General features: G+C 68.6%; 25 protein-coding genes (1 of these 25 cut by a window edge). 14 read left to right on the top strand and 11 right to left on the bottom strand.

What is annotated here, in order from left to right; all coding sequences use genetic code 11:
* A protein-coding gene (locus IAE58_RS11515) for a peptidoglycan DD-metalloendopeptidase family protein (RefSeq protein WP_199932721.1) crosses the window boundary here: on the top strand, positions 1 to 1,120 show its 3' portion. The gene continues 353 nt to the left of window position 1, outside the view; the window shows 1,120 of its 1,473 coding nt (coding positions 354–1,473); the start codon falls outside the window, past its left edge; its stop codon occupies positions 1,118 to 1,120.
* A gap of 65 nt (positions 1,121 to 1,185) precedes the next feature.
* Entirely contained in the window at positions 1,186 to 2,313 is a 1,128-nt protein-coding gene (locus tag IAE58_RS11510; protein WP_199932722.1) for an anhydro-N-acetylmuramic acid kinase, read from the top strand.
* 100 nt (positions 2,314 to 2,413) lie between these two features.
* Here the strand turns inward: IAE58_RS11510 and IAE58_RS11505 are convergent, their stop codons facing one another.
* The 3 genes from IAE58_RS11505 to IAE58_RS11495 form a co-directional block, all read right to left on the bottom strand.
* Positions 2,414 to 2,644, bottom strand: a complete 231-nt coding sequence (locus IAE58_RS11505; RefSeq protein ID WP_108751450.1) for a hypothetical protein — start codon at positions 2,642 to 2,644, stop codon at positions 2,414 to 2,416.
* 75 nt (positions 2,645 to 2,719) lie between these two features.
* Positions 2,720 to 4,024, bottom strand: coding sequence for an MFS transporter (locus IAE58_RS11500; protein WP_199932723.1), 1,305 nt, complete (start codon positions 4,022 to 4,024; stop codon positions 2,720 to 2,722).
* Positions 4,021 to 4,821, bottom strand: coding sequence for an exodeoxyribonuclease III (locus IAE58_RS11495; RefSeq protein ID WP_199932724.1), 801 nt, complete (start codon positions 4,819 to 4,821; stop codon positions 4,021 to 4,023). The genes IAE58_RS11500 and IAE58_RS11495 overlap by 4 nt, the downstream gene beginning before the upstream one ends.
* Positions 4,822 to 4,984: 163 nt before the next feature.
* On the opposite strand from IAE58_RS11495, the gene pyrE reads away from it, so the two are divergent.
* From pyrE to IAE58_RS11475, 4 genes are read left to right on the top strand one after another with little or no spacing between them, the layout of a single operon-like run.
* A complete protein-coding gene (gene pyrE / locus IAE58_RS11490) occupies positions 4,985 to 5,644 on the top strand; it encodes an orotate phosphoribosyltransferase (RefSeq protein ID WP_108748219.1) in 660 nt (219 codons plus the stop codon).
* A 16-nt stretch (positions 5,645 to 5,660) separates the two neighbouring features.
* Positions 5,661 to 6,308 carry a hypothetical protein gene (locus IAE58_RS11485; RefSeq protein WP_199932725.1) on the top strand — a complete coding sequence of 216 codons (648 nt, stop codon included), beginning with the start codon at positions 5,661 to 5,663 and terminating at the stop codon, positions 6,306 to 6,308.
* A 41-nt stretch (positions 6,309 to 6,349) separates the two neighbouring features.
* The gene (locus tag IAE58_RS11480; RefSeq protein WP_199932726.1) at positions 6,350 to 9,019 is read left to right on the top strand and encodes a sensor histidine kinase KdpD; all 2,670 of its coding nucleotides are present in this window, start codon (positions 6,350 to 6,352) and stop codon (positions 9,017 to 9,019) included.
* Positions 9,009 to 9,713, top strand: coding sequence for a response regulator transcription factor (locus IAE58_RS11475; RefSeq protein WP_199911996.1), 705 nt, complete (start codon positions 9,009 to 9,011; stop codon positions 9,711 to 9,713). The genes IAE58_RS11480 and IAE58_RS11475 overlap by 11 nt, the downstream gene beginning before the upstream one ends.
* A 73-nt stretch (positions 9,714 to 9,786) precedes the next feature.
* Here IAE58_RS11475 and IAE58_RS11470 read toward each other — a convergent pair whose 3' ends face one another.
* From IAE58_RS11470 to coaBC, 3 genes are read right to left on the bottom strand one after another with little or no spacing between them, the layout of a single operon-like run.
* Entirely contained in the window at positions 9,787 to 12,129 is a 2,343-nt protein-coding gene (locus IAE58_RS11470; RefSeq protein ID WP_199932727.1) for a phosphomannomutase/phosphoglucomutase, read from the bottom strand.
* Positions 12,130 to 12,141: 12 nt separating this feature from the next.
* Complete coding sequence (dut, locus tag IAE58_RS11465; RefSeq protein ID WP_108748215.1) at positions 12,142 to 12,615, bottom strand: dUTP diphosphatase; 474 nt, start codon at positions 12,613 to 12,615, stop codon at positions 12,142 to 12,144.
* Positions 12,612 to 13,874 (bottom strand): bifunctional phosphopantothenoylcysteine decarboxylase/phosphopantothenate--cysteine ligase CoaBC, encoded by a 1,263-nt coding sequence (gene coaBC / locus IAE58_RS11460; protein ID WP_108761009.1) that lies wholly within the window; start codon positions 13,872 to 13,874, stop codon positions 12,612 to 12,614. Before coaBC ends, dut begins: the two co-directional genes overlap by 4 nt.
* 226 nt (positions 13,875 to 14,100) lie before the next feature.
* On the opposite strand from coaBC, the gene IAE58_RS11455 reads away from it, so the two are divergent.
* The 4 genes from IAE58_RS11455 to IAE58_RS11440 all read left to right on the top strand — a co-directional run bounded on the left by IAE58_RS11455 (position 14,101) and on the right by IAE58_RS11440 (position 18,193).
* Positions 14,101 to 14,727 carry a response regulator transcription factor gene (locus IAE58_RS11455; RefSeq protein WP_199932728.1) on the top strand — a complete coding sequence of 209 codons (627 nt, stop codon included), beginning with the start codon at positions 14,101 to 14,103 and terminating at the stop codon, positions 14,725 to 14,727.
* 69 nt (positions 14,728 to 14,796) lie between these two features.
* Positions 14,797 to 15,501 (top strand): DNA repair protein RadC, encoded by a 705-nt coding sequence (radC, locus tag IAE58_RS11450; RefSeq protein ID WP_199932729.1) that lies wholly within the window; start codon positions 14,797 to 14,799, stop codon positions 15,499 to 15,501.
* A 103-nt stretch (positions 15,502 to 15,604) separates the two neighbouring features.
* Entirely contained in the window at positions 15,605 to 17,293 is a 1,689-nt protein-coding gene (gene argS, locus IAE58_RS11445; RefSeq protein WP_199932730.1) for an arginine--tRNA ligase, read from the top strand.
* A gap of 21 nt (positions 17,294 to 17,314) precedes the next feature.
* Complete coding sequence (locus tag IAE58_RS11440) at positions 17,315 to 18,193, top strand: SPOR domain-containing protein (RefSeq protein WP_199932731.1); 879 nt, start codon at positions 17,315 to 17,317, stop codon at positions 18,191 to 18,193.
* A gap of 125 nt (positions 18,194 to 18,318) precedes the next feature.
* Here the strand turns inward: IAE58_RS11440 and IAE58_RS11435 are convergent, their stop codons facing one another.
* Positions 18,319 to 19,071, bottom strand: a complete 753-nt coding sequence (locus IAE58_RS11435; RefSeq protein ID WP_108751917.1) for an SDR family NAD(P)-dependent oxidoreductase — start codon at positions 19,069 to 19,071, stop codon at positions 18,319 to 18,321.
* A 148-nt stretch (positions 19,072 to 19,219) separates the two neighbouring features.
* Positions 19,220 to 19,696 (bottom strand): hypothetical protein, encoded by a 477-nt coding sequence (locus IAE58_RS11430; RefSeq protein WP_199932732.1) that lies wholly within the window; start codon positions 19,694 to 19,696, stop codon positions 19,220 to 19,222.
* 84 nt (positions 19,697 to 19,780) lie between these two features.
* Between IAE58_RS11430 and IAE58_RS11425 the strand changes: the two genes are divergently transcribed.
* Positions 19,781 to 20,248, top strand: a complete 468-nt coding sequence (locus IAE58_RS11425) for a DUF1456 family protein (RefSeq protein ID WP_199932733.1) — start codon at positions 19,781 to 19,783, stop codon at positions 20,246 to 20,248.
* On the opposite strand, the gene IAE58_RS11420 is transcribed toward IAE58_RS11425, so the two are convergent.
* On the bottom strand, positions 20,217 to 21,104 hold the full coding sequence (locus IAE58_RS11420; protein WP_199932734.1) for a LysR family transcriptional regulator: 888 nt from the start codon (positions 21,102 to 21,104) through the stop codon (positions 20,217 to 20,219). The genes IAE58_RS11425 and IAE58_RS11420 overlap by 32 nt on opposite strands.
* Positions 21,105 to 21,248: 144 nt before the next feature.
* Here IAE58_RS11420 and IAE58_RS11415 point away from each other — a divergent pair, with 144 nt between their 5' ends.
* Complete coding sequence (locus tag IAE58_RS11415) at positions 21,249 to 22,388, top strand: MFS transporter (RefSeq protein ID WP_233614670.1); 1,140 nt, start codon at positions 21,249 to 21,251, stop codon at positions 22,386 to 22,388.
* A gap of 62 nt (positions 22,389 to 22,450) precedes the next feature.
* A complete protein-coding gene (locus IAE58_RS11410) occupies positions 22,451 to 22,840 on the top strand; it encodes a DUF6165 family protein (RefSeq protein ID WP_108748204.1) in 390 nt (129 codons plus the stop codon).
* Positions 22,841 to 22,847: 7 nt separating this feature from the next.
* Here IAE58_RS11410 and IAE58_RS11405 read toward each other — a convergent pair whose 3' ends face one another.
* Positions 22,848 to 23,522 carry a response regulator transcription factor gene (locus IAE58_RS11405; protein WP_199932736.1) on the bottom strand — a complete coding sequence of 225 codons (675 nt, stop codon included), beginning with the start codon at positions 23,520 to 23,522 and terminating at the stop codon, positions 22,848 to 22,850.
* Between the two features lie 191 nt (positions 23,523 to 23,713).
* Positions 23,714 to 24,286, bottom strand: coding sequence for an Ax21 family protein (locus tag IAE58_RS11400; protein WP_108748202.1), 573 nt, complete (start codon positions 24,284 to 24,286; stop codon positions 23,714 to 23,716).
* 276 nt (positions 24,287 to 24,562) lie between these two features.
* Between IAE58_RS11400 and IAE58_RS11395 the strand changes: the two genes are divergently transcribed.
* On the top strand, positions 24,563 to 24,922 hold the full coding sequence (locus tag IAE58_RS11395; protein ID WP_199932737.1) for a DUF1428 domain-containing protein: 360 nt from the start codon (positions 24,563 to 24,565) through the stop codon (positions 24,920 to 24,922).
* Positions 24,923 to 25,000: the final 78 nt, after the last annotated feature.

The raw sequence follows: 25,000 nt of genomic DNA, 5'->3' as shown, positions 1-25,000 counted from the left end.
CCAGGCCGGCATTCCGGCCAGCACCCTGCACCGGGTACTGGACCACCCCGGCGCGCGTGACGCGCTGACCAAGCTGCGACCGGGCGCGGAGATCGCCTTCGACATGCCGCTGTCGGGCGACCTGCGCAGCATCCGCTTCGACCGCGATGGCGAGCACCGGGTGGAGCTGAGCCTGACCGGCAATGACATCAAGGAAAAGGTGACCCAGCGCGAGACGTCCACGCGCACGGTGGTCACCAGTGGCGAGATCACCAGTTCGCTGTATGCCGCGGCACGCCGTGCCGGGCTGTCGCCGTCGGCGATCGCGACGATGACCGACGACATCTTCAAGTACGACATCGATTTCTCGAAGGACCTGCAGCCGGGCGACCGCTTCAGCGTGGTGATGGACGAGACCTGGCGCGAAGGCGAGAAGGTCGATACCAGCAAGATCCTGGCGGCCACCTTCACCACCGGCGGCAAGACCTATTCGGGCTTCCGCTTCGAGCGCAACGGCAAGTCGGAGTACTACGACATCAACGGCCGTTCGCTGAAGAAGAGCTTCATCCGCATGCCGATTCCCTTCGCGCGCCTGAGCTCGACCTTCGGTGCGCGCAAGCACCCGGTGCTGGGCAAGATGCGCATGCACAAGGGCGTGGACTACGCCGCCCGCACCGGCACCCCGATCATGGCCGCCGGTGATGCACGCGTGCAGTTCGTGGGCGTGCAGCGTGGCTACGGCAACGTGGTGATCCTGGACCATGGCCGCGGCCACACCACCCTGTACGGGCACATGTCGCGCTTTGCCGGCATCAAGAACGGCCAGCGCGTGGCCCAGGGCACGGTGATCGGCTACGTGGGCTCCACCGGCCTGGCCACCGGCCCGCACCTGCACTACGAATTCCGCGTGAATGGCCAGCACCGCAACCCGCTGACGGTGACCATGCCGCCGCCTGAACCGCTGAAGGGTGCCGAACTGGTGGCCTTCCGCGCGCAGACCGCACCGGCCATGGCGCGTATCCAGGGCATGGAAAAGCTGATCTACGCCGAGGCCAGCCCTGCCCCCGCCAGGCGCGAGGCCGATGCCACCGAGGTGGCCAGCGCCAAGGATGCCAAGGCGCCGGCCCGCAAGCGCGGCTGAGCCCCTGCGTTGACGAACAAGGACGTGGCAGCACAAGCTTGCCACGTCCTTTTTTTATGCCCGCCATGAACGCCGCCGCCGACCCGAACGCCCCCCTGTACCTTGGCCTGATGTCGGGCACCAGCGCCGATGGCATCGACGCCGCCCTGGTGCAGTTCCCCGCTGCCGGCGGCTGCCACTTCGTACACGGGCTGACCGCGCGTTGGGAGCCGGTGCTGCGTGCACGGCTGGTGGCGCTGGGCGAAGGCGGCCCGCTGCAATCACTGGAAGAGCTGGGCGAGCTGGATGCGCGGATCGCGATCGCCTTCGCCGGCGCGGCCAACCAGCTGCTGGACGAGGCCGGGGTGGACCGCGCGCAGGTGCGGGCGATCGGCTCGCACGGGCAGACCGTGCGCCACCGGCCGCTGGCCGACCCGGCCTTCACCGTGCAGCTGGGCGATGGCAACCGGATTGCCGAGCTGACCGGCATCACCACCGTGTGCGACTTCCGCCGCCGCGACGTGGCGGCCGGCGGCCATGGCGCGCCGCTGATGCCCGCCTTCCACCTGGCCATGCTGGGGGCTGCCGATGAAGACCGCGCGGTGTTGAACCTGGGGGGGATCGGCAACCTGACCCTGATTCCCCAGCAGGGGGCGGTGCGCGGCTTCGACACCGGCCCGGCCAATGCACTGATGGATGCGTGGTGCCAGCGCCATACCGGCCGCAGCTTCGATGCCGATGGCGCGTTTGCGGCCAGCGGTGCGGTGGATGACAGCCTGCTGGCCGCCTGGCGGGCCGACCCGTGGTTCGATCTGCCGCCGCCCAAGAGCACCGGGCGCGAACAGTTCCACTTGGCCTGGGCCGAAGCGCACATGGGCGAGGGCCAGTTCAGTGCTGCCGATGTGCAGGCCACCCTGCTGGAGCTGACCGCGATGACCGTGGCCGATGCGCTGCTGGCGCAGCAGCCGGGCACGCGGCGGGTGCTGGTCTGCGGTGGCGGCGTACACAACGCACAGCTGATGCGGCGGTTGTCCGCGCGCCTGCCGGGCGTGCAGGTTGAATCCAGCGCGCGGCATGGGCTGGACCCGGAATACGTGGAAGCGATGGGCTTTGCCTGGCTGGCCCAGCGCACGATGGAGGGGGTGCCGGGCAACCTGCCGGCGGTGACCGGAGCGCAGGGTCCGCGGATCCTGGGGGCGATTCACCTGGCGTGAGGCCGGTGGCATCCGCCGGGCATGGCCCGGCGCTACCCGACATCATGCACCCGGTGAAGTGGCGGTAGCGCCGGGCCATGCCCGGCGTCGAAGTGTCAGGTCAATCGAAGCCTTGGCCGGCCGGCATGGCCTGCAGCGCGGCGATGGCCGCCGACAGCGCATCCACTTCGGGATCGCCAAAGCCCGAGCGCACTTCCAGTTCACTGCTCAACAGCCCCTGCTCCAGCACCGCCTGGCAGGTCTGTTCGTGGGTCCAGCCGCGCGCGACCGCCACCCGCCGGATACGTTCCAGCAGCAGCGGATCGACGTCGCGCAGCACTATGTCGGCCATGCTCACTCCCCGTTCGCAAGGCACCGCCCCCCCGGCGCACGTGGCGATCATCCCGCAGCCGGGGCGTGCAGGCAATCAGGGCGCGGCCGGCGGCCCGCGATCCAGGATGCGCGGCCACAGCCAGGCCAGCAGCAGCAGGGTCGGCACCACGGTGACCGCGCTGAGCATGAAGAAGGTGCTGTAGGAGCTGGCTTCGACGATGTAACCGGACACGCCACCGACGAACTTGCCCGGCAGGTTGGCCAGCGACACCAGCAGCGCGTACTGGGTGGCGGTGAAATTGCGGTCGGTGAGCGAGGACATGAAGGCCACCAGCACGGTGCCGGCGAAGCCCTGGAACAGGTTGTCGGCGCTGAGCGCGGCATAGAACGCCCACAGCTGGCCGGGGTTGTGCGCCATCAGCAGGAAGGCCAGGTTGGACAGGGCCACGCCCAGCGCGGCCACCAGCAGCATGCGACGGAAACCGAAGGCGGCCACCGCGATACCGCCGAGGAAGGCGCCGCCAATGCCCATCCACACACCGAACAGCTTGGACACGGTGGCGATGTCGGCCTTGTCGAAGCCCGAATCCAGATAGAACGGGCCGGCCATGACCCCGATCACCTGGTCGGGGAACTTGAACAGGCCCACGAAGGCCAGCAGCCCCAGTGCCAGGGCGATGCCGTTGCGGCTGAAGAAGCTGGTGATCGGCTGTACGAAGGCTTCGGCCACGTCGATGCGGCGCTGCACCGCGTTGGCCGGGCGGTCGGGCTCGCGGCAGAACAGGGTGGCCAGGATCGGCAGCAGCATCAGCGCGGCCATGGCCAGGTAGGCCACGATCCAGCCTTCGAACTGGGCCAGGTACAGCGCACCGGCACCGGCCAGGATCAGGCCGATGCGGTAGCCCAGCGTATAGGTGGCCGCCAGGGCCGCCTGCGCGGTCTGCGGGGCGATCTCGATGCGGTAGGCATCGACCACCGAATCCTGGGTGGCGCCGGCAAACGACGCGGCCAGCACCCAGCCGACCAGCGGCCACACGCCCTGTTCGGGGCGCACGAAGGCCAGCGCCACCAGGCCGACCAGCACCGCCACCTGCGACACCAGCAGCCAGGAGCGGCGACGACCGAGCCGGCCCAACAGCGGGAAGGCGTACCGGTCCAGCAACGGCGCCCACACGAACTTGAGCAGGTAGAAAAAGCTGGCCAGGCTGATCAGGCCGATGCTGCCCAGGTCCAGGCCGACATCGCGCAGGCGGGTGGACAGGGTTTGCGAGGCGATCAGCAGGAACGGCAGGCCGCTGCCGAAGCCCAGCAGGGCCATGGTCAGCGCCGAGGGCGTGCCGAAGGCGCGCTTGATGCCGGCCCAACCCTTGTAGCTGGGCGCCGCAGCGGCCTCACTCACAGGTCGTAGTCCACGGTGAACGGCGCGTGGTCGGAGAAGCGCTCGTCGCGGTAGATCGAGCAGCTGCGCAGGCGGTCACGCAGGCCCGGGGTGATGAACTGGTAATCGATGCGCCAACCGACGTTGTTGGCGCGGGCCGCGCCGCGGTTGCTCCACCAGGTGTAATCCTCGCCGGTGGGGTTGAGCAGGCGGTAGGCGTCGGCCCAGCCGCGGCCGGAAGCGACATCGGTCGCCTGCCCATGGTCGGCGCACAGGGCGTTCAGCCAGTCGCGCTCCTCGGGCAGGCAGCCGGAATTCTTCTGGTTGGATTTCCAGTTCTTGATGTCCAGCGCCGAACGGACAATGTTCCAGTCGCCACACAGCACGTAGTCGCGGCCATTGCGCGCCCACTCTTCCAGTATCGGCCGCAGCCACTCCATCACTTCGAACTTGAAGCCCTGGCGCAGGTCGCCCGAGCTGCCCGAAGGGATATAGAAGGAGACCACGCTGAGATTGCCGAAGCGGGCCTCGATGTAGCGGCCTTCGTCGTCGAACGGGGCCCAGCCCAGCGAGGTGATGACCTGGTCGGGCTCGCGCTTGCTGTAGATGGCCACGCCGCTGTAGCCCTTCTTGGTGATGGCATCGCGGTAGAAGCAGTGGTGGCCATCGGGGCGGAACATCGGGTCGGTCAGCTGGTCTTCCTGCGCCTTGGTTTCCTGGATGCACAGAACGTCGGCGTCCTGGGCGCGGAACCAGTCGAGGAAGCCCTTGGTGGCGGCCGAGCGGATGCCATTGGCGTTGAAGCTGATGATGCGCATGCAGAAGAACCTACGGCGGGAAACCGGGCAAGCATACCGGTTGCCCGTGGGGCTGCGCAGTCTGCCGACGGCCGCCGGGCGGGCCTTCACGGCGGGCCGGACGAGCGCGAAAGGCCCAGCTGGATTAGGATTTATGCTCCAAATGATGATGAACAGAGTTTTGATGAGCGACCATCGCCACCGTTTCCTGCAGCTGGCCCTGACCGCCGACGCCCTGCGCTTCGGCCAGTTCACCCTGAAGTCCGGCCGCCTGAGCCCCTATTTCTTCAATGCCGGCCGGTTCGATTCCGGTTCGCTGCTGGCCCAGCTGGGCGCCTGCTACGCCGATGCCATCGACGCCAGCGGGATCAAGTACGACGTGGTCTTCGGCCCGGCCTACAAGGGCATTCCGCTGGCCACCGCGATGGCCTGCGAACTGGCCCAGCGCGGCCGCGACCTGCCGCTGTCGTTCAACCGCAAGGAAGTGAAGGACCACGGTGAAGGCGGCCAGCTGATCGGCGCCGACCTGACCGGCAAGCGCGTACTGATCGTGGACGATGTGATCACCGCCGGCACCGCGATCCGCGAAGCCATGGCCATCATCCGCGCCGCCGGCGGCACCCCGGCCGGCATCGTGGTGGCCCTGGACCGCCAGGAGATCGCCTCGGAAGCCGACCACCGTTCGGCTGCACAGGCCGTGGCCGAGGAAGCCGGCATTCCGGTGATCGCGGTGGCCACCCTGGCCGATCTGCTTGATTTCGCCTCCGGAAACCCGGAACTTGTGGGCTACCGGCAGCCGCTGGAAGCCTATCGGGCCCAGTACGGCGTCCGCTCCGCACGCTGACCCAGGGGAAGGTCGCATGTTCCGAGTTCCTGCCATTCTTGCCGCCAGCCTGCTGCTGGTGGTTCCGGCTACCGCCCTGGCGCAGTCCAGCGGCAAGGCGGAAAAGAAGCTGTACTGCTGGAACCAGGGCAAGGAACGGATCTGCAGCGATGCGCTGCCGGCCGACGCGGTGAACAACGCGCGTGAGGAATTCAACGTGAACAGCGGCCTGCGCAATGCCCAGGTCGAGCGCGCGTTGAACGATGAGGAACGTGCCGCCGCTTCCACGGCGGCGGCGCAGACCCAGCTGGACAAGATGGCCGAGCTGACCCGCCAGCGCACCGAGCAGGCCATGCTGGTGACCTATTCCGACGAAGATGCGCTGCGGCGCGTGTTCAGCGAACGCCAGGAAGTGCTGGACAACAACCTGAAGACCGCCCGCTACAACGTGGCCAGCCTGCGTGATTCGCTGGTGGCGCTGTTGGGCGCGGCCGGTGATCGCGAACTGGCCGGCGCCGCGGTGGCTGACAAGCAGGCCGACCTGATCCGCCAGCGGCATGCGCAGCTGCGCTCGCAGCAGCGCCTGCAGGCCAGTTTCGAACAGCAGCAGGTGGCACTGAAGGCCGAGATCGAAACCACCCTGCAGCGCTACCGTGAACTGAAAGGGCTGGCGCCCGCAGGCTGAAGCGCGGTGCGGCCCCGACGGCCGCGCGCCCACCGGTGACCATGACAGCGGCCCGAACCCCTGATGCGCGTACCCGCCAGGCCGATGCACTGGTGCATGGCCTGCAGCGCGAAGCCGGCGGAAAGCTGACCGTTTTCCTCGGCGCAGCGCCGGGCGTGGGCAAGACCTACGCCATGCTGGCCCGCGCACAGGAACAGCGCCGCCGTGGCGTGGACCTGCTGGTGGGGCTGGTGGAAACCCACGGCCGCGCCGAAACCCAGGCCCTGCTGGACGGCCTGCCGCAGCTGCCACTGAAGGACGTGGACTACCGCGGCCACGCCTTGCACGAGATGGACCTGGATGCGCTGCTGGCACGCCGGCCGGCGCTGGCGCTGGTGGATGAACTGGCCCACCGCAACGTGCCCGGCAGCCGCCACGAACGGCGCTGGCAGGATGTGATGGAACTGCTGGATGCCGGCATCGACGTCTGGACCACGGTGAACATCCAGCACCTGGAAAGCCTGAACGATGTGGTGATGCGGATCACCGGCGTGCGGGTGAGCGAGACCGTGCCCGACGTGGTGCTGGACCGCCTGCACGACATCGTGCTGGTGGACCTGCCGCCGCGCGAACTGATCGCGCGCCTGCAGCAGGGCAAGGTGTACGTGCCCGAGCAGGCCGCGCAGGCACTGCAGGCGTTCTTTTCGCCGGCCAACCTGACCGCGCTGCGCGAGCTGGCCATGCAGGAAGCCGCCGACCGCGTGGACAGCAGCCTGCGCGAGACCCGGGCCGCGCGTGGCGAGGCGAACCTGCCGTTGCGCCGCGGCGTACTGGTGGCCATCGATGGCGGTGGCCAGAGCGAATACCTGGTGCGGGTGGCGCGGCGCATTGCCGAACGCCGCGACGCACCGTGGACGGTGGTGACCGTGCAGGGCCGGCGCCAGGACGAGGCCACCCGCCGCGAGATCGATGCGGCGTTCGCGCTGGCACGACGCCTGGGTGGCGAGGCCGAGCTGCTGCACGGTTCCAGCATTGCCGATGCCCTACTGGACCATGCCGCGCACAACGGCATTTCGACGCTGGTGCTGGGCCGTACCCGCGAACGTCCCCTGGCCCGCATGTTCAACCGTACCCTGACCCAGCAGCTGATCCAGCGCGGGGCGCATTACGAGATCACCATCATCAGCACGCCGCAGGCGCGCGCCCGTGCGCGCCGCGAGGGCCTGCTGCCGCCGATGCGCGGCATCAGCTACGAGCCGGTGCAGGCGCTGGTTGCCACCGCGCTGGCCTGCGCAGTGGCGTGGCTGGGCGAACGCTGGGTGGGCATGGCCGACCTGTCGATGGTGTTCATCGTGGCGGTGGTGCTGGTGGCCGCGCGTACCCGCGCCAGCGTGGCCGCGTTGGCCGCGATCCTGTGCTTCCTGGCCTACAACTTCCTGTTCATCGCGCCGCGCTTCACCTTCGCCATCAGCGCGCGGCAAGGGGTGATCACCGTTTTCCTGTTCCTGGCCGCGGCGCTCGTGGCGGGGCGCCTGGCATCGCGGCTGCGCATGCAGGTGATTGCCCTGCGTGCGGCCAACCGCCACGCGCGGGCGCGCCAGCAGCTGGGCCGGCAGCTGGTCAGCGCGGCCGGGCCGGGCGAAGTGGCGCAGGCGGGGCGCCAGGCCCTGCAGCAGGCCCTGGATGTGCCGGCATGGCTGCGCATCGGCACCGACACGGCCACCGGCGGCCGCGTGCTGCCCGGCGACACCGACTTGGCGGCGGCCGACTGGGCGCAGCGCCACGGCCAGCCCGGTGGCCGCTTCACGGATACGCTGGCGGGTGCGCAGTGGTGGTTCCTGCCACTGCTGGATGGCGATGCCCGCGCCCTTGGCGTGGCCGGCCTGTACCTGCCCGACACCCGGCTGTTGCCCGAGCAGCGGCAACTGGCCGAAGCCATGGTGGATGACATCGCCCAGGCCGTGCTGCGCACGCGCCTGGTGGCCGAGCTGGAACAGACCCACGTAAGCAACGAGACCGAACGCCTGCGCTCCGCCCTGCTGTCTTCGGTATCGCACGACCTGCGCTCGCCGCTGGCGGCGATGATCGGCTCGGCCGACAGCCTGGCCAGCTATGGCGATGCGATGGACGGCGCCGACCGGCGGGCCCTGCTGGACACCATCCAGGTGGAGGGCGAACGGCTGGACCGCTACATCCAGAACCTGTTGGACATGACCCGCCTGGGCCATGACGGGCTGCAGATCAACCGCGACTGGATCGGCGTGGACGAGCTGATCGGTTCGGCGGCGCGGCGCCTGCAGCGCTACCAGCCGCAGGTGCGCCTGCAGCTGGACATTCCGGCCACGCTGGCGCCGATCTGGGTTCACCCGGCGCTGGTGGAACAGGCCGTGTTCAACGTGATGGAGAACGCGGCGAAGTTCTCGCCCCCCGGCGCTGCCGTACAGGTGCAGGCACGGTTGGCCGACGGCCAGCTGCAGATCGACGTGATCGATGCCGGGCCGGGCATTCCCGATGACGAGCGCACGCGCATCTTCGACATGTTCTACAGCGTGGAACGCGGCGACCGCGGCCGCCATGGCACCGGCCTGGGCCTGGCCATCTGCCAGGGCATGATCGGCGCCCACGGCGGCAGCGTGCAGGCGCTGCCCGGGCGCGACGGCTGCGGTACCCTGATCCGCATCACCCTGCCCTTGCTGAAACCTGCTGACCACGATGAGCCCGATGCCGACTGACGCCAGCGTGCCGGCCGCACGCGTGCTGGTGATCGACGATGAAACCCAGATCCGCCGTTTCCTGGACATCAGCCTGCGTGCGCAGGGCTACCAGGTACGGCAGGCCGCCAGTGGCGAGGAAGGCCTGCAACTGGCGGCCAGCGAGGACATGGACCTGGTGATCCTGGATATCGGCCTGCCGGACATGGAAGGGCACGAGGTGCTGCAGCAGCTGCGGCAATGGAGCCAGGTGCCGGTGATCATGCTGACCGTGCGCGCCGGCGAGGCCGAGAAGGTGCGGGCGCTGGACAACGGCGCCAACGACTACGTGACCAAGCCGTTCGGCACCCAGGAACTGATGGCGCGGGTCCGCGCGCTGCTGCGCACGCGCAGCGTGCCCAGCGATGGCGCGCCGCCGGTGTTCGACGATGGCCACCTGCATGTGGACCTGGTGCGCCGCGAAGTGGCGCTGGACGGCGAGCCGGTGGCCTTGACCCGCAAGGAGTACGCGCTGCTGTCGCTGCTGCTGCGCAATGCCGGGCGGGTGGTGACCCAGCCGCAGATCCTGCAGGAGATCTGGGGCCCGACGCACCAGCACGACACCCATTACCTGCGGATCCTGGTGGGCAAGCTGCGGCACAAGCTGGGCGATTCGGCGCTGGATTCGCGTTACCTGTTCACCGAACCGGGCGTGGGGTTGAGGTTCAAGGGGTGAGGCGTGCCGACCAAGGTCGGCACCTACCAGGTAGATCCACGCCATGCGTGGATGGGCCGGTCCCCAGGTTCGGTCAGAACCCCAGCGGGGTGTCGCCCAGTACCGTCTGCAGCTGGCTGCGGAACAGCGCCTGGACGCGTTCCAGCGCGGCTTCGTCGTTGCCTTCAAAGCGCAGCACCAGCACCGGGGTGGTGTTGGATGCCCGCACCAGGCCCCAGCCGTCGGGGAAGTCCACGCGCAGGCCATCGATGGTCGACAGGCGCCCGCCCGTATACGGCGACTCCGCCGACTGCGCCGCATCGACCAGCATCGCCACCAGCGCATGCGGCGTGCCATCGGCCACCGGCACCTTCAGTTCCGGCGTGGCCACGGTTTCGGGCAGCTCGGCCAGCACTTCGTCCGGGGTTTCCTCGCGCTGGGCCAGGATTTCCAGCAGGCGCGCGGCGGCGTACAGGCCATCGTCGAAACCGAACCAGCGTTCCTTGAAGAAGAAGTGACCGCTCATTTCGCCGGCCAGTTCGGCGTCGGTCTCGCGCATCTTGGCCTTCATCAGCGAATGGCCGGTCTTCCACATCAACGGGCTGCCGCCATTGCGCAGCACGTGATCGGACAGCTTGCCGGTGCATTTCACGTCGTAGATGACCATCGCGCCGGGATTGCGCATCAGCACATCGGCGGCGAACAGCATCAGCAGGCGGTCGGCGTAGATGATGCGCCCTTCGCCGGTTACCACGCCCAGGCGGTCGCCATCGCCATCGAAGGCCACGCCCAGGTCGGCACCGAAGCGCTTGACCGTCTGCACCAGGTCTTCCAGGTTGGCCGGCTCGCTCGGATCGGGATGGTGGTTGGGGAAGGTGCCATCGACATCGCAGTACAGCGGAATGACCTCGGCACCGATGGCTTCCAGCAACTGCGGGGCGAACGCACCGGCCACGCCGTTGCCGGCGTCGGCGACGACCTTCAGCGGACGGTCCAGCTGCACGTCGTCGGCGATGCGCTGGATGTAGTCGGCTGCCACCTCGCGCTGCTGGTAGTCGCCTGGGGTGGCGGCCTGCTGCAGGCGGCCTTCGCTGATGCGCTGGTAGAGATCGGTGATCGCATCGCCAGACAGGGTTTCACCGCCGATGACGATCTTGAAGCCGTTGTATTCGGGCGGGTTGTGGCTGCCGGTCACGGCCACGCAGGTACCAGTGCGCAGATGGAAGGCGGCGAAGTAGACCACCGGCGTGGCGGCCAGGCCGATATCGATGACCGAGCAGCCGGCGCGGCGCAGGCCCTCGGCCAGGGCGGCGGCCAGTTCTGGGCCGGACAGACGCCCATCCCGGCCGATCACCACCTCGCGCAGGCCCTGTTCCAGCGCCACGGTACCGATGGCCTGGCCGATCAGGGCCGCGGTCTTCGGGTTCAGTTCGCTGCCGACCACGCCACGGATGTCGTAGGCGCGGAAAATGCCCGGGGCCAGTGCCACCGGCGGGACCGGCGGCGGCGCGACGGCATCACCTTCATCGCCGCTGGCCAGCAACGGCGGCGGGGTGGACATCTGCAGGCTCTCGCGCAGGGTCGGGCCCTGGTCGCCCTCGCTGGCGGCGGTGCGGCGAAGCGGCAGTGACTTCGGCAAGCGGTTGCGACCGACCACCAGCAATACGGCGATGAACAGCAGCAGCAGCGCGACGATGGCGCTGCCCAGCGCACCCAGGCCCAGTGGGCCGGCCTCGATGTTGGGTACCGCCGCGGCCAAGCGCAGGGGGGTACCGGCCACCGGGCGCGCCAGTGCTTCGGCGCTCTCGCGCAGGCCGGCATCGCCCTGCGCCACGATGTCATGGCCGCCCTGGCGCAGGGCCAGGAAGCCGTCGGCAGGGGTACGCACCTGGTCCAGCGGCGCGGTCAGGCGCAGCAGCGGCTGGCGCACATAGGCCACGGCCGGGCCGGCGCTGCCCAGCTCGACGGCGGCGGCCAGGCCCAGGCGGTTGCCGCCCGCATCGCGCACCACGCGCAGGGCCGGCTTACCGTCTGCCAGCGCCGATTCCAGCAGGGCCAGCCGCGAGTAACCGAACGCCGGCATGTCTGCGTAGGCGGTGGCCAGGTCGGCATCCAGCACGTCCACCTGCTCCACGCCGGTCCAGCTTTCACGCAGGGCCAGGGCCGCGGCGGCGGCATCGCCGGCACGCAGCGCCTGCTGCACGCGATCGCTCTGCAGATGCTTCTGCAACTGCTGCAACTGGCCGGCAGCGGCCTGCTGAAGCCCTTGCACGGCCTGGTCGCGAGCTGCTTCCAGTGCCTCGCCGTTGGCCGCCTGTCGCCACTGCTGTACTGCGCTCCAGCCGAACCACCCGGCCAGCAGTACCAGCAGCACACCCAGCAGCGGTGCCCCCCGACCCAACGACTTCGCCTGCTTCGCTTCCCCGTTGCCGCTCATTGATCTCCCCCGTCAACGCACCCCGGTATGGCCGAATCCACCCGTTCCCCGCACGCTGTCGGTGAAAGTATCCACCACCTGCAGGCTGACGCGGGCAATCGGAACGACGACCAGCTGGGCGATGCGATCGCCCGGTTCGATAGTGAAGGCTTCGCGGCCGCGGTTCCAGACGCTGATCAGCAGCGGGCCCTGGTAATCGGCATCGATCAGGCCGGTGCCGTTGCCCAGCACGATGCCATGGCGGTGGCCCAGGCCCGAGCGCGGCAGGATGACCGCGCACAGGCCGGGATCGGCAATATGGATGGCCAAGCCGCTGGGCACCAGCGCGGTATCGCCGGGCTGCAGGGTCAGTGCGGTTTCCAGCGCCGCGCGCAGGTCCATGCCGGCGCTGGCTTCGGTGGCGTAGGCCGGCAACGGCCAGCTGTCACCGAAGCGCGGGTCGAGCAGCTTCACCTGCAGCGGCTGCGGGGAAAACGTCTGGGTCATGCCGTAAGCCTCCGCGCGATCAGCGCCAGCAGTTGTTCGGCCAGTTCGCGCTTGCTGGTGGCCGGGAATACCTGTTCGCCGTCCTGCCAGAAGGCAGTGGCGGCATTGTTGTCGCTTTCGAAGCCGCCGCCGCTGATGCCCACCTGGTTGGCGATCACCAGGTCCAGGCGCTTGTCGACCAGCTTGCCGCGCGCGTACTTCTCCACATCGTGGGTTTCGGCGGCGAAGCCGACCACCAGCTTCAGGGCCTGGGTCTGCGCGGCCACCTCGGCCAGAATGTCCGGGGTGCGCACCAGCTCGATCACCAGCGACTGGCTGTCGGCGGTCTTCTTCAGCTTCTGCGCGGCCACCTGGCGTGGGGTGTAATCGGACACGGCGGCGGCACCGATGTAGATGTCTGCCGGCAACGCGTCCAGCACAGCCTGGCGCATCTGCGCGGCCGAGCGCACATCCACCCGCTGCACGCCGGCCGGCGTGGGCAGCTGCACCGGGCCGCTGACCAGCACCACTTGCGCGCCCATCGTGGCGGCCGCTGCGGCCAGGGCGAAGCCCATCTTGCCGCTGCTGCGGTTGCCGACGTAGCGCACCGGGTCGATGTCTTCATAGGTCGGGCCGGCACTGATGAGCAGGCGCAGGCCCTGCAGCGCGCGGGTTTCCGGCGCGGCCTCGGCCACCGGCGGCGCCCCCACGGCGGCCAGCGCGGCCACGATGTCGCCCGGTTCAGCCAGGCGACCGGGGCCCGATTCGCCTTCGGCCAGCGGGCCGTCCACCGGGCCGATCACCTGCGCACCGCGCTGGCGCAGCAGGGCGATGTTGGCCTGGGTGGCCGGGTGCAGCCACATGCGGTGGTTCATGGCCGGGCACACAGTGAGCGGCGCAGTACTGGCCAGGCACAGCGTGCTGACCAGGTCATCGGCGTGGCCATGGGCCAGGCGGGCCAGCAGATCGGCGGTGCCGGGGGCGACCACGATACGGTCGGCCCAGCGCGCCAGTTCGATATGACCCATGGCCTGCTCGGCCGCGCTGTCCCACAGCGTGGTGCGGGTCGGCTGGCCGGACAGCGCCTGGAAGCTGAGCGGGGTGACGAACTGCTGCGCACCGGCGGTCATGGCCACCTGCACCAGGGCGCCGGCATCACGCAGGCGCCGCACCAGTTCCAGGGCCTTGTACGCGGCGATACCACCGCCTACGCACAACAGCAGTTTCTGGCCCGCCAGCGCGCGGGCCGGCGCGGGGGAGGCGTTGGGGGAATCAGCCACCTGGAATTCCTGTGCAAACGAGGGCGCTAGCTTACCCGAAGGGCGGTAGCGTCCCGGTGCATGGCGCACATAGCGGGCCGCTATCAGCACATAGGGTTATGACCACATGAAGTTCCGCACGGACCATTGTTCGATTCGGAACTTTCCTATACCTGTGCGGCCGCGCTGTTTGCAGAATCATAGGTGGCCACGCCGCGTGTGCCGTCTGTCTTCCCAGGAGCATGCCGTGCACCCGCGCATCATCATTGCCGACGACCACCCGGTGGTCCTGCACGGCATCCGCATCGTGCTCGAACGCCACCGTCTGGATGTGGCCGGCGCCGCCTGCGATGGCGCCGGCCTGCTGCGCCTGGTGGACGAGCGCCGCTGCCATGCCGTGCTGACCGACCTGGCCATGCCCGGCCCCGGTCCGGATGGCCCGGAACTGGTGGCGGCCCTGCGCGAACGGCACCCACAGCTGCCCGTGGTGGTACTGACCGGCGCCCGCCATCCCGGCCTGCTGGATGGGCTGCTGCGTGATGGCGTGCATGGCCTGGTCGACAAGGCCGCCGATTTCGCCGAGCTGCCGCAGGCGCTGCATGCGGCCATGGGCGGGCAGGTGTTCGTTTCCCAGCAGCTGCGCCGGCACCTGCAGTCACGCGACCTGATGTTCCAGCGCGAACCCTCGCCGCTGTCGGCCCGCGAGCAGGAAGTGATGCAGCTGCTGGCCGAGGGTCTGAGCGTGAACGCCATCGCCGACCATTGCGGCCGCAGCGCCAAGACCATCAGCAGGCAGAAGGCCGAAGCCAAGCGCAAGCTGGGCCTGCACAGCAACCAGGAACTGTACGAGTACCTGAAGCGCCAGCGCGATTGAGGGCTTGCCCCACCCCAGCGCGCGGCACGCACCGATGCACGCGCCGATCGCGGGCGGCCACGATGGGCCATGACCATCCTCGACTGGCCCGAGAACGAACGCCCCCGCGAAAAGCTGCTGGCCCGCGGTCCGGCCGCACTGTCCGATGCCGAACTGCTTGCCCTGTTCCTGGGTTCGGGCTTTGGCGGACGCGACGCCGTGCAGACCGCGCGCGACCTGCTGCAGGCCCACGGCCCGTTACGGGTGCTGCTGGACCGCCCGCCCGCCGAACTGACCCGCCTGCCCGGGCTGGGCCCGGCGCGCAGCTGCACCCTGGCCGCGGGTCTGGAGCTGGCCCAGCGCTACCTGGCCGCCGAGCTGCAGCAGGGCGACTGCGTGGGCGAGAACCCCAGCGCCGTGGGCCGCTACCTGCAGCACCGGCTGCGCGGCCAGCCCCGGGAAATCTTCATGGCCCTGTTCCTGGACAACCGCCACCGCCTGCTGGCCTGCGAGGAATTGTTCCAGGGCACGATCAATGCCGCCCCGGTCTACCCGCGCGAAGTGGTACGCCGGGCCCTGCTGCATAACGCTGCGGCGGTCATTCTCAGCCACAACCACCCCTCCGGCGATCCTGAACCGTCGGCCGCCGATATCCGCATCACCCGCGAACTGCAGCAGGCCCTGGCCATGGTGGACGTGCGCCTGCTGGACCACTTCGTGGTTGGCGAAGGGCGCCCGATGTCGTTTGCTGAACGGGGTCTTCTGCCAAAGGTGAACGCCCGCCTGCCCGGCTGAACCGGCCACGGCGGCAGCCCCGGCCGGAGGCGCCCGGTCAGCGGGTTGACCGGTATCTGCGCTAAAATGGGCGATTCCGCCGCTCATTCTCACAGCAGGCCTCGTGAAAAATCTCCTCCGCGCCCTGATCAACCAAGGCATCGAAGCCTTGCGCGCCAATGGCACCCTGCCCGCCGACACCCTGACGCCGGACTTCGTGGTCGAACGCCCGAAGACCCGCGAGCATGGCGACTTCGCCACCAACGCCGCCATGCTGCTGGCCAAGGCCGCGCGCAGCAACCCGCGTGCCGTGGCGCAGGCGCTGGTGGACGCACTGCCGCGCAGCGAGGACGTCAGCAAGGTCGAGATCGCCGGCCCGGGCTTCATCAATTTCCACCTGGCCCCGGCCGCCTACCAGCGCGAAGCCGCGCTGGTGCTGAAGGAGGCCCACGACTACGGCCGCAACCTGTCCGGCAATGGCCGCACGGTGGGCGTGGAGTATGTGTCGGCCAACCCGACCGGCCCGCTGCATGTCGGCCACGGCCGCGCGGCGGCCATCGGCGACTGCATTGCCCGCGTGCTGGATGCCAACGGCTGGAACGCCAAGCGCGAGTTCTATTACAACGACGCCGGCGTGCAGATCGAAAACCTGGCGCTGTCCACCCAGGCCCGCGTGAAGGGCATCGCCCCCGACCAGGACGGTTGGCCCGAAGGCGGCTACCGCGGTGAATACATTGCCGATGTGGGTCGCGCCTACATGGCCGGCGCCAGCGTGGACCTGGAAGGCACCACCGTGGTCGGCGCCAAGGACCCGGACGACCTGCAGGCCATCCGTCGCTTTGCCGTGGCCTACCTGCGCAACGAGCAGAACCTGGACCTGGCCGCGTTCGGCGTGGATTTCGACATCTACTTCCTGGAAAGCTCGCTGTACGCCGACGGCAAGGTGGCCGAAGCGGTGGCCAAGCTGCAGGCCTCGGGCCACACCTACGAGGAAGGCGGCGCACTGTGGCTGCGCAGCACCGACTTCGGTGACGACAAGGACCGCGTGATGCGCAAGTCCGACGGCACCTTCACCTACTTCGTGCCGGACGTGGCCTACCACCTGTCCAAGTGGCAGCGTGGCTACGAGCGCGCGATCACTGAACTGGGTGCCGACCACCACGGTTCGCTGGCGCGCGTGCGCGCCGGCCTGCAGGCCATGGAAGTGGGTATTCCGCAGGGCTGGCCTGAGTATGTGCTGCACCAGATGGTGACGGTGATGCGTGGCGGCGAAGAAGTGAAGCTGTCCAAGCGTGCCGGCAGCTACTTCACCCTGCGCGACCTGATCGACGAAGCCGGCCGTGATGCCACCCGTTGGTTCCTGATCGCGCGCAAGCCCGATTCGCAGCTGACCTTCGACATCGACCTGGCTCGCCAGCAGAGCAACGACAACCCGGTGTTCTACGTGCAGTACGCGCATGCACGCGTGTGCAGCCTGCTGCGCCAGGCCCAGGAAAAGGGCATCACCCATTCGCCCAGCTCCGGCCTGGCCGGTCTGACCACGCTGGACGACGAAGCCTCGCTGTGGCTGATGGTGGAAATGTCGCGCTACCCGGAAGTGGTGGAATCGGCCGGCACGTTGATGGAACCGCACCTGGTGGCGCAGTACCTGCGCGAACTGGCACACGCCTTCCACACGTGGTATCAGAGCAAGAAGATCCTCGAACTGGATCAGTCCGAGCTGGATGCACGCCTGGCCCTGGCCAACGCGGCACGGCAGGTGCTGGCCAACGGCCTCGACCTCCTGGGCGTCAGCGCCCCGGAAAAAATGTAATCCCCCGGAGAAGCAGTAGACATGGCAGCACGACGCGGCAAAACACAGGCCAGGCGCAACAGCAGCAGCCAGGGCACGCCCGGATGGGTGTGGCTGGTGGCCGGTGTGGCCATTGCCGCCGTGGTGTTTTTGGCGGCGCCCAATCTGTTCAAGGGCGAAGGCGATGGTTTCCTGCGTGCCGGGCCGCAGCCGAACCCGAACGCGCAGCCGGCCCCGGTGGCCGACGCCGATGCCGATGTCGGCAGCCAGCCGGCCTCGCCGGCCGCTGCCACCAAGCCGGCTGAACCGGAAAAGCCGGCCGCCACCCAGTACGACTTCTACACCCTGCTGCCGGGCAAGGAAGTGGAGATGTCCGACGCCGAACTGGCCGCCAGCGCGCGGGCCGAGGAACTGCGCCGGGCCAAGGCCGAGGCGCAGCGCGCGCAGGCGGCACTGGAAGGCAAGCCGGTTCCGGCTGCGCCTGCGGCGGCACCGGCTGCCGCGCCGGTGGCAACGGCCAGCGTGGCCAGCACCGCTGTAGTTGCCGCCAGCGAACGCCCGCTGCCGGCGCCGTTGAGTGAACGCCCCGCGGCGGCAGCGGCGACCCCGCCGGCCACCGCACCGGTACGCACCGAAACCGCGGCGCAGCCGCCGGCTGCGGCTGCGGCACCGGTGGCCGCCGCTGACAACACCCGCTACATCCTGCAGGCCGGCGCCTTCGGTGCGTCTGGCGATGCGGAGGCGACCAAGGCCAAGCTGGCCATGATGGGCCTGGCCGCACGCGTGGAATCGGCGCAGATCAACGGCAAGACCGTGTACCGCGTGCGCATGGGGCCGTACGGCAGCGCCGGCGAGCTGGCCGAAGCCAAGCAGAAGCTGGATGGCACCGGGCTGCAGGCGATGGCGATCAAGGCGCAGTGAGTTGAAAAGCCGGGCAATGCCCGGCTTTTTGCTTTTGTAGAGTCGAGCTTGCTCGACTGCCGTTGAAATCAGTCGAGCAAGCTCGACTCTACGATGGCAATGGCGCAGTCGAGCATGGCTAGACTCTACAACCCGCGGGCGACCTGGAAGCCGGCGAACGACTGGCTGACCGGCATCAGCTCCAGCCGATTGATGTTCAGGTGCGGCGGCAGCGTGGCCACCCAGAAGATCTGTTCGGCGATGTCTTCGGCGGTCATCGGGTTGGCGCCGGTGTACAGCTTGTCCGAGGCGGCCTGGTCGCCATGGGTGCGCACCACGGTGAACTCGGTTTCGGCCATGCCAGGCTCGATGGTGGTCACGCGCACGCCGGTGCCGTGCAGGTCCGAACGCAGGCCCAGCGAGAACTGGCTGACGAAGGCCTTGGTGCCGCCGTAGGCGTTGCCGCCCGGGTACGGGTAGACCCCGGCCACTGAAGAAATGTTGATGATCGCGCCCTTGCGCTCCACCAGCTGCGGCAGCAGGCGGTGGGTGAGCGTGACCAGCGCGGTGATATTGGTATCGATCATGGTGGTCCAGTCCTTCAGACTGGCGCTCTGCGCGGGCGCCGTGCCCTGGGCGAGGCCGGCGTTGTTCACCAGCAGATCGATATCGCCAAAGGCCGGTGGCAGGGCCAGCAGCGCGGCCTCCATCGCCACCGGATCGCGCACGTCGAACACCGCCGCGTGCACCACGTCCTTGCCGTAGCGGTCGACCAGCGGCTGCAGGCGCTCACCTCGGCGGCCGGTGGCGATCACCTTCCACCCGGCCTGGGCGAAGCGATGGACGGCGGCGGCGCCGAAGCCGGACGTGGCGCCGGTAATCAGGACGGTGCGGGTCATGCAGACAACTCCGTGGGGAACCAGACCCCCATTCTGGCACCGTCGGCCGCCGCCTGCGTTTGCCATATCGGGCCGGGGTGCCGGCGGGATGCCCGGGTTGGGGTCAGCGCCCGGAGCCCTTGGCACCGGGATCCGACCCCGGCATCGCTCAGCGCAGGCGGAACACCCGCGCCTTGGGCAGGTCTTCATCGACCTGCAGGAACCAGCGCCCGGCAATGCCCGGTATCACTTCGATCTGCGGCGCCTGCAGCGGCGCGCGCAACTTCATCTGGCCCTTCATGACCTGCCATTGCTGGCCGTTGTCCAGAGTGAACACGGTGCCCGGCGCCCAGCCGGCCACCTCGCCCACCAGCCGCGCGCTCACCGGGCCCTCTTCCAGCCCCAGGTGCATGGCGGCCGGCGCGGGGACGCCCGCCGGCACCGGCGCGGCGGCGGTGCGGGTTTCCGGCCCCGGCCCTTCGGCCTGGCGCAGCGCGTGGTTCAGCGCCTGCAGCTGTGCCGGGCTGAGCCCGATCTCGGCCAGCTGCGCCGCGCTCAGCCGCTGTTCCAGCGGTACGTACGGGGCCTGCGCGCTGGCGCTGAAGCTGCTTGCCAGCAGCAGGGCAGAGAGAACGAACCGGCGCATCGCGAGGACCTGTGCGGGAGAGCGCCCACGATGCTGCAATCCGGTGACAGTCCGGTGACAGCGGCCAGGCCGGTACAATGGGCCATGATCAACAACGATGTCCTGCGCAGCGTGCGCTATTCCCTGGATCTGGGCGACCACCACGTGGTGACCCTGTGCCAGATGGCCGACCCGGCGTTCGCCGTGGATAACGAGCAGGTGAAAGCCTGGCTGCTGCGCGAGGACGAGCCCGGCTTCCAGGCGATGGGCGACAGTGCCTTGGCGCATTTCCTGGATGGCCTGATCGTGCACCTGCGCGGCCGCGACGAAAGCCAGCCGCTGCGCCCGGTGGAAACCCGCATCGACAACAACCTGGTGTTGAAGAAGCTGCGCGTGGCCTTCCAGCTGCGCGATGTGGACCTGATGGAGATCTTCGCCAGTGCCGGCTTCCGTGTGTCCAAGTCGGAAGTGGGCGCGCTGTTCCGCCAGCCCGGCCACACCAACTACCGGCGCTGCCTGGACCAGATGCTGCGCAACTTCCTCAAGGGCCTGAGCCTGCGCCTGCGCGGCTGAGCACGGCCTGCACGAAGGCACGCGCGGCCGGGGTCGGCAGGCGCTGCCAGACCAGGTGCACGCGGCGCGTGGGCGTGGGCTGCAGCGGCACCTGCTGCACGTGCTGGAAGCCGGCGGCGATCGACACCGGCACGATGCCGATCGCCAGGCCCTGGCGCACGAAGCGTTCCACCAGTTCCATCAGGTTGACCTCGAAGCGCACCGCATGCGGCAGCCCGGCCGCAGCGAAGGCATCGTCGGTCTGGCGCCGCGCACCGGTGCCGCGCGGGAAATCCACCAGCGCTTCGTCCTGCAGATCGGCCAGGGCCAACCGCCGCCGGCCTGCCAGCCGATGGCCCGGCGCCAGCACCGCCACCAGGTCCTCTTCCAGCAGCACCTGCTGGCACACCCCATCCAGCTGCGCCGACGGCGCCAACCCGACCAGGGCCACGTCCAGCACGCGCGCCTGCACCTGCTCGATCAAGGTCTCGCTCTTGTCCACCCGCAGCTGGAATTCCACCTGCGGGTGCGCGTGCTGGAAGGCAGCCAGCAGCGCGACCACGTCGATATCGGTAAGTGACGAGATCTGGCCGATGGCCAGCATGCCGCGCACTTCGCCGCTGACCGCCGCCACGTCGGCGCGCAGATGGCGCAGGCTGGCCAGCACCTGCCGCGCATGCACCAGCAGCGCTTTACCGGCCGCGGTGGTGCGCACCTGGCGTGGCAGGCGCTCGAACAGCGGCGTGCCCAGTTCCTGTTCCAGATGCGCGATCTGGTGGCTGAGCGCCGACTGCACCACGTGGCAGCGCGCGGCGGCACGGGTGAAATTGCCTTCTTCGGCCAGGGCCACGGCAAATTCAAGCTGCTTCAGGTTCACCCATGTATCTCATTTTCAGATGACAGGGATGATGATGATTCATTTCCATCATGGGCGCAGCAGGCGGACACTGTGCACCCCTGCACTACGGAACAACGCGTGAGCCCTGCCCTTCCCCCCCTGCACCGCTGGCAGGTGCTGCTGATGTCGGTGGCGACCGGCGTGGCCGTGGCCAGCAACTATTACGCCCAGCCGCTGCTGCATACCATGGCCGATGCCTTCGGCGTGCCGTTCGGGCAGGTGGGCATGGTGGTGACCGCCGCGCAGCTGAGCTATGCCGCCGGCCTGATCCTGCTGGTGCCGCTGGGCGATCTGTTCGAGCGGCGGCGCCTGATCGTGGTGATGAGCCTGCTGTCGGCCGGCGGTCTGGTGATCAGCGCCTGCGCGCCCAGCCTGACCTGGCTGCTGGTGGGCACGGCCATCACCGGTCTGTTCTCGGTGGTGGCGCAGGTGCTGGTGCCCTTCGCGGCCACCCTGGCCGCGCCGGAACACCGCGGTCGCGTGGTGGGTACGCTGATGAGCGGCCTGCTGCTGGGCATCCTGCTGGCGCGCACGGTGGCCGGGCTGCTGTCCAGCCTGGGCGACTGGCGCCTGGTCTATGCCATCGCCGCCGGCGTGCTGGTGCTGACCGCCGCGGCGCTGCAGCGCGGCCTGCCACGCTTCCACCACTCGGCCGGGCTGGGCTACTTCGCCCTGCTGCGTTCGATCGGCACGCTGTTCGTGCAGGAACCGGTGCTGCGCCAGCGCACCCTGCTGGGGGCCTGCAGCTTTGCCATGTTCGCCATCTTCTGGACGCCGCTGGCGTTCCTGCTGGCGCAGCCGCCCTACGCCTACAGCGACGCTACCATCGGTCTGTTCGGCCTGGTCGGCGCTGCCGGCACGCTGGCCGCGGGCCTGGCCGGGCGTATGGCCGACCGCGGCCAGGCCGGCCGCGCAACCGCCATCGCGCTGCTGATGCTGCTGCTGTCCTGGCTGCCGCTGGGGCTGTCGGCGCACTCGCTGCTGGCGCTGCTGGTGGGCGTGGTGGTACTGGACCTGGCCGCACAGCTGCTGCATGTCAGCAACCAGAATCTGATCTACGCCCTGCAGCCGCAAGCGCGCAATCGCCTCAACGCCGGCTACATGACCGGCTATTTCATCGGTGGCTCGCTGGGTTCGCTGCTGTCGGCGCAGGTCTACCAGCAATTCGGCTGGACCGGCGTGTGCGTGGCCGGTGCCAGCGTGGCAGTGCTGGCCCTCCTGCTGTGGCTGCCTGGCGCTGTTGGAGCCCGCGCAGATGCCTGAGCGTCGGCGATGGTAGGGAACAGGCGCGTTATCATGGCCGCCTGTTTCCAGGAAGTAGTCGCGTGGACGCCATTCTCACCCCGGTATCGATCGGCGAGCTGATCGACAAGATCACCATTCTCGAGATCAAGGCCGAACGCATCACCGATGCGGCCAAGGTCGCCAACGTGCGCACCGAACTGGACGGCCTGCTGCCGCTGCTGCAGCAGCAGCTGCAGGCACAGCCCGCGCTGCAGGCGCTGAAGGTGCAGCTTAAGGAGATCAACGAGCGCATGTGGGACATCCAGGACCAGCTGCGCGACAAGGAAGCGGCGCAGGTGTTCGACGATGCCTTCGTGCAGTTGGCACGCGGCGTGTACGGCACCAACGGCGAACGCATCGTGGTGAAGAACGAGATCAACCGCGTGGCCGGTTCGGCGCTGGTGGAAGAAAAGCAGTACCAGGGCCAGTAAGCCGGGCTCAGCTGCATTCCAGCAGGTGGCGGATGCGGAACAGTTCGCCATCGCTGCGGATGCCCAGCTTCTGGTAGGCGGTTTTCTTCTGCGTGCTGATGGTGCTGGCCGCACGCTGGAAGCGCAGGGCCATTTCGCCGGTGCTGCAGCCCTGCAGCACCAGCCGCAGCACTTCGCGTTCGCGTCGGCTGAGCGGCGCCAGAGTGGGCGCCACCGCGCGCAGCGTGCGCGAGCGGCTGAGCTGGGCGCGCAGGTCGGGGGGCACGAAGCGGCCGCCGCGCGATACCACATCCACCGCGCGCAGCAGCACGTCGGGCGCGGTGGCCTTGGACAGGAAACCGCGTGCACCGGCCTGCATGGCCGTGGTGACCGTGCTGGCGTTGCAGTGCGCCGACAACACCAGCACCGGCAGCTGCGGCCACTGGTGCGACAACCGGCGCAGCAGCGCCACGCCATCGCCCAGGTCGCCCAGGGGGAGTGCATCGACCACCAGCAGATCGATGCCACCGGGCTCGCGGCGCAGCTGCTGCAGCAGTTCGCCCTCACCGGCGTAGCTGCCACATACTTCCACGCCGCTGTGCTGCCGCAGCAGCACTTCCACGCCCAGCCGCAGTACCGGGTGCGGATCCAACAGTGCCAGCCGGCGCGGCCGGTCTGGTAGCAGGGGCGGAAGGACGGGCATCGCTGCATATCCGGCATTTCGGGAATGCCACCGTAGGCCGCCGTCGCGCGCTGCGGAATCCAATTCGTTGCAATGCAGCACGGGCGCCGCCCAATGGTCATGCGCGGTTTCGATAGTTGAAAACAGAACAGGCCCGGTAAAAACCGGGCCTGTTCGTGCGTTGCCTGCGCGCACGGAGCGCGGCGCAGCGATTACCAGCTGAAGCGCGGGCCGACGGTGTATTCCTTGTCGCCGTGACGGTTCATCTTCAGTTCGCCGTTCACGCCCCAGTTCTGGTTCAGCTTCACCTGGCCACCCAGGCGGCCGTACCACTGGCCGTCGATGTCCACGCCGTGCTTCTTCGAATAGTCTTCGTAGCCGACCAGGCCATAGACTTCAGCGTGGGCGCCGAAGGCAGTGCGGATACCGGCTTCAGCGCTGTAGCCGTTGAAATCCAGGCCGTGCTTCTGGTCGAACTTCTGGTAGGCCACGCGGGCGACGAAGTCGCTGGACGGTGCGATTTCAACGTTGTAACCGGCACCGACCTTCCACTGGTCGACCTTGATGTTGGTGTGGTCCACTTCCTGGCGGCTGTATTCACCGAAGGCATGGAAGTTCGGCAGGAAGCCGTAGGAACCCTTGACGCCGTAGCCATCGGCCTTCACGCCATCAACGTCGGTCTTGGCGTAGTCAGCCTCGGCGTAGTTGTAGGACAGGTTTTCAGCGGCCGAAGCGGTGAACGGCAGGGCAGCGGCCAGAGCCAGGGCAATCAGCGAATTCTTCATGGGGGTACACCTTTACTTTCTTATGGTGTGCAGCAGCGCCAGGGCGCCATCGCATCGGGAATGTAAATTCTCCGTTATTCGACACAACGCTCCCTGAAAACCGCGGTCTTCGCATTGCTGAATTTTATGGCTTGATTCAGGCACTTTCTGGCATACGCGCGCGCTGCGTGCACATGCACTGCATTCCAATGGGCACAGGCGTGTCGATTGCACGCGCCCGCATTCGTCGAACCAGCAAGGCCGTGCATCCGCCACGGTCCACCACGGAGGCAAGTGATGAGCTACATCGATGGTTTCGTCCTGGCGGTGCCCACCGCCAACAAGGAAAAGTTCCTGGCCCACGCCCGCATGGGCGACGTCGTGTTCATCGAACACGGCGCGCTGCGCGTGGTCGAGTGCTGGGGCGACGATGTGCCGCCGGGCAAGACCACCGACTTCTTCGGCGCGGTGAAGGCCACGCCGGATGAGACGGTAGTGTTTTCCTGGATTGAATGGCCCGACAAGGCCACCCGCGATGCGGGCATGCAGAAGATGATGGAGGACCCGCGCATGGATCCGTCGAAGAACCCGATGCCCTTCGATGGCGCGCGGATGATCTATGGCGGCTTCGTGCCGATCCTCGATCTGTTGCCCTGACCGACCCGAAGCGAAGCGACTCAGCGCGCGCTGGGGTCGTCTTCGCTGGCATGGCCGGCGCCCAACGCGGCGCCGGCC

It is taken from the genome of Stenotrophomonas sp. S49 (assembly GCF_016624905.1).
Taxonomy (GTDB): domain Bacteria; phylum Pseudomonadota; class Gammaproteobacteria; order Xanthomonadales; family Xanthomonadaceae; genus Stenotrophomonas.
The sequence above is the reverse complement of the archived record's forward strand: the minus strand, read 5'-3'. Positions and strand labels throughout refer to the sequence as shown.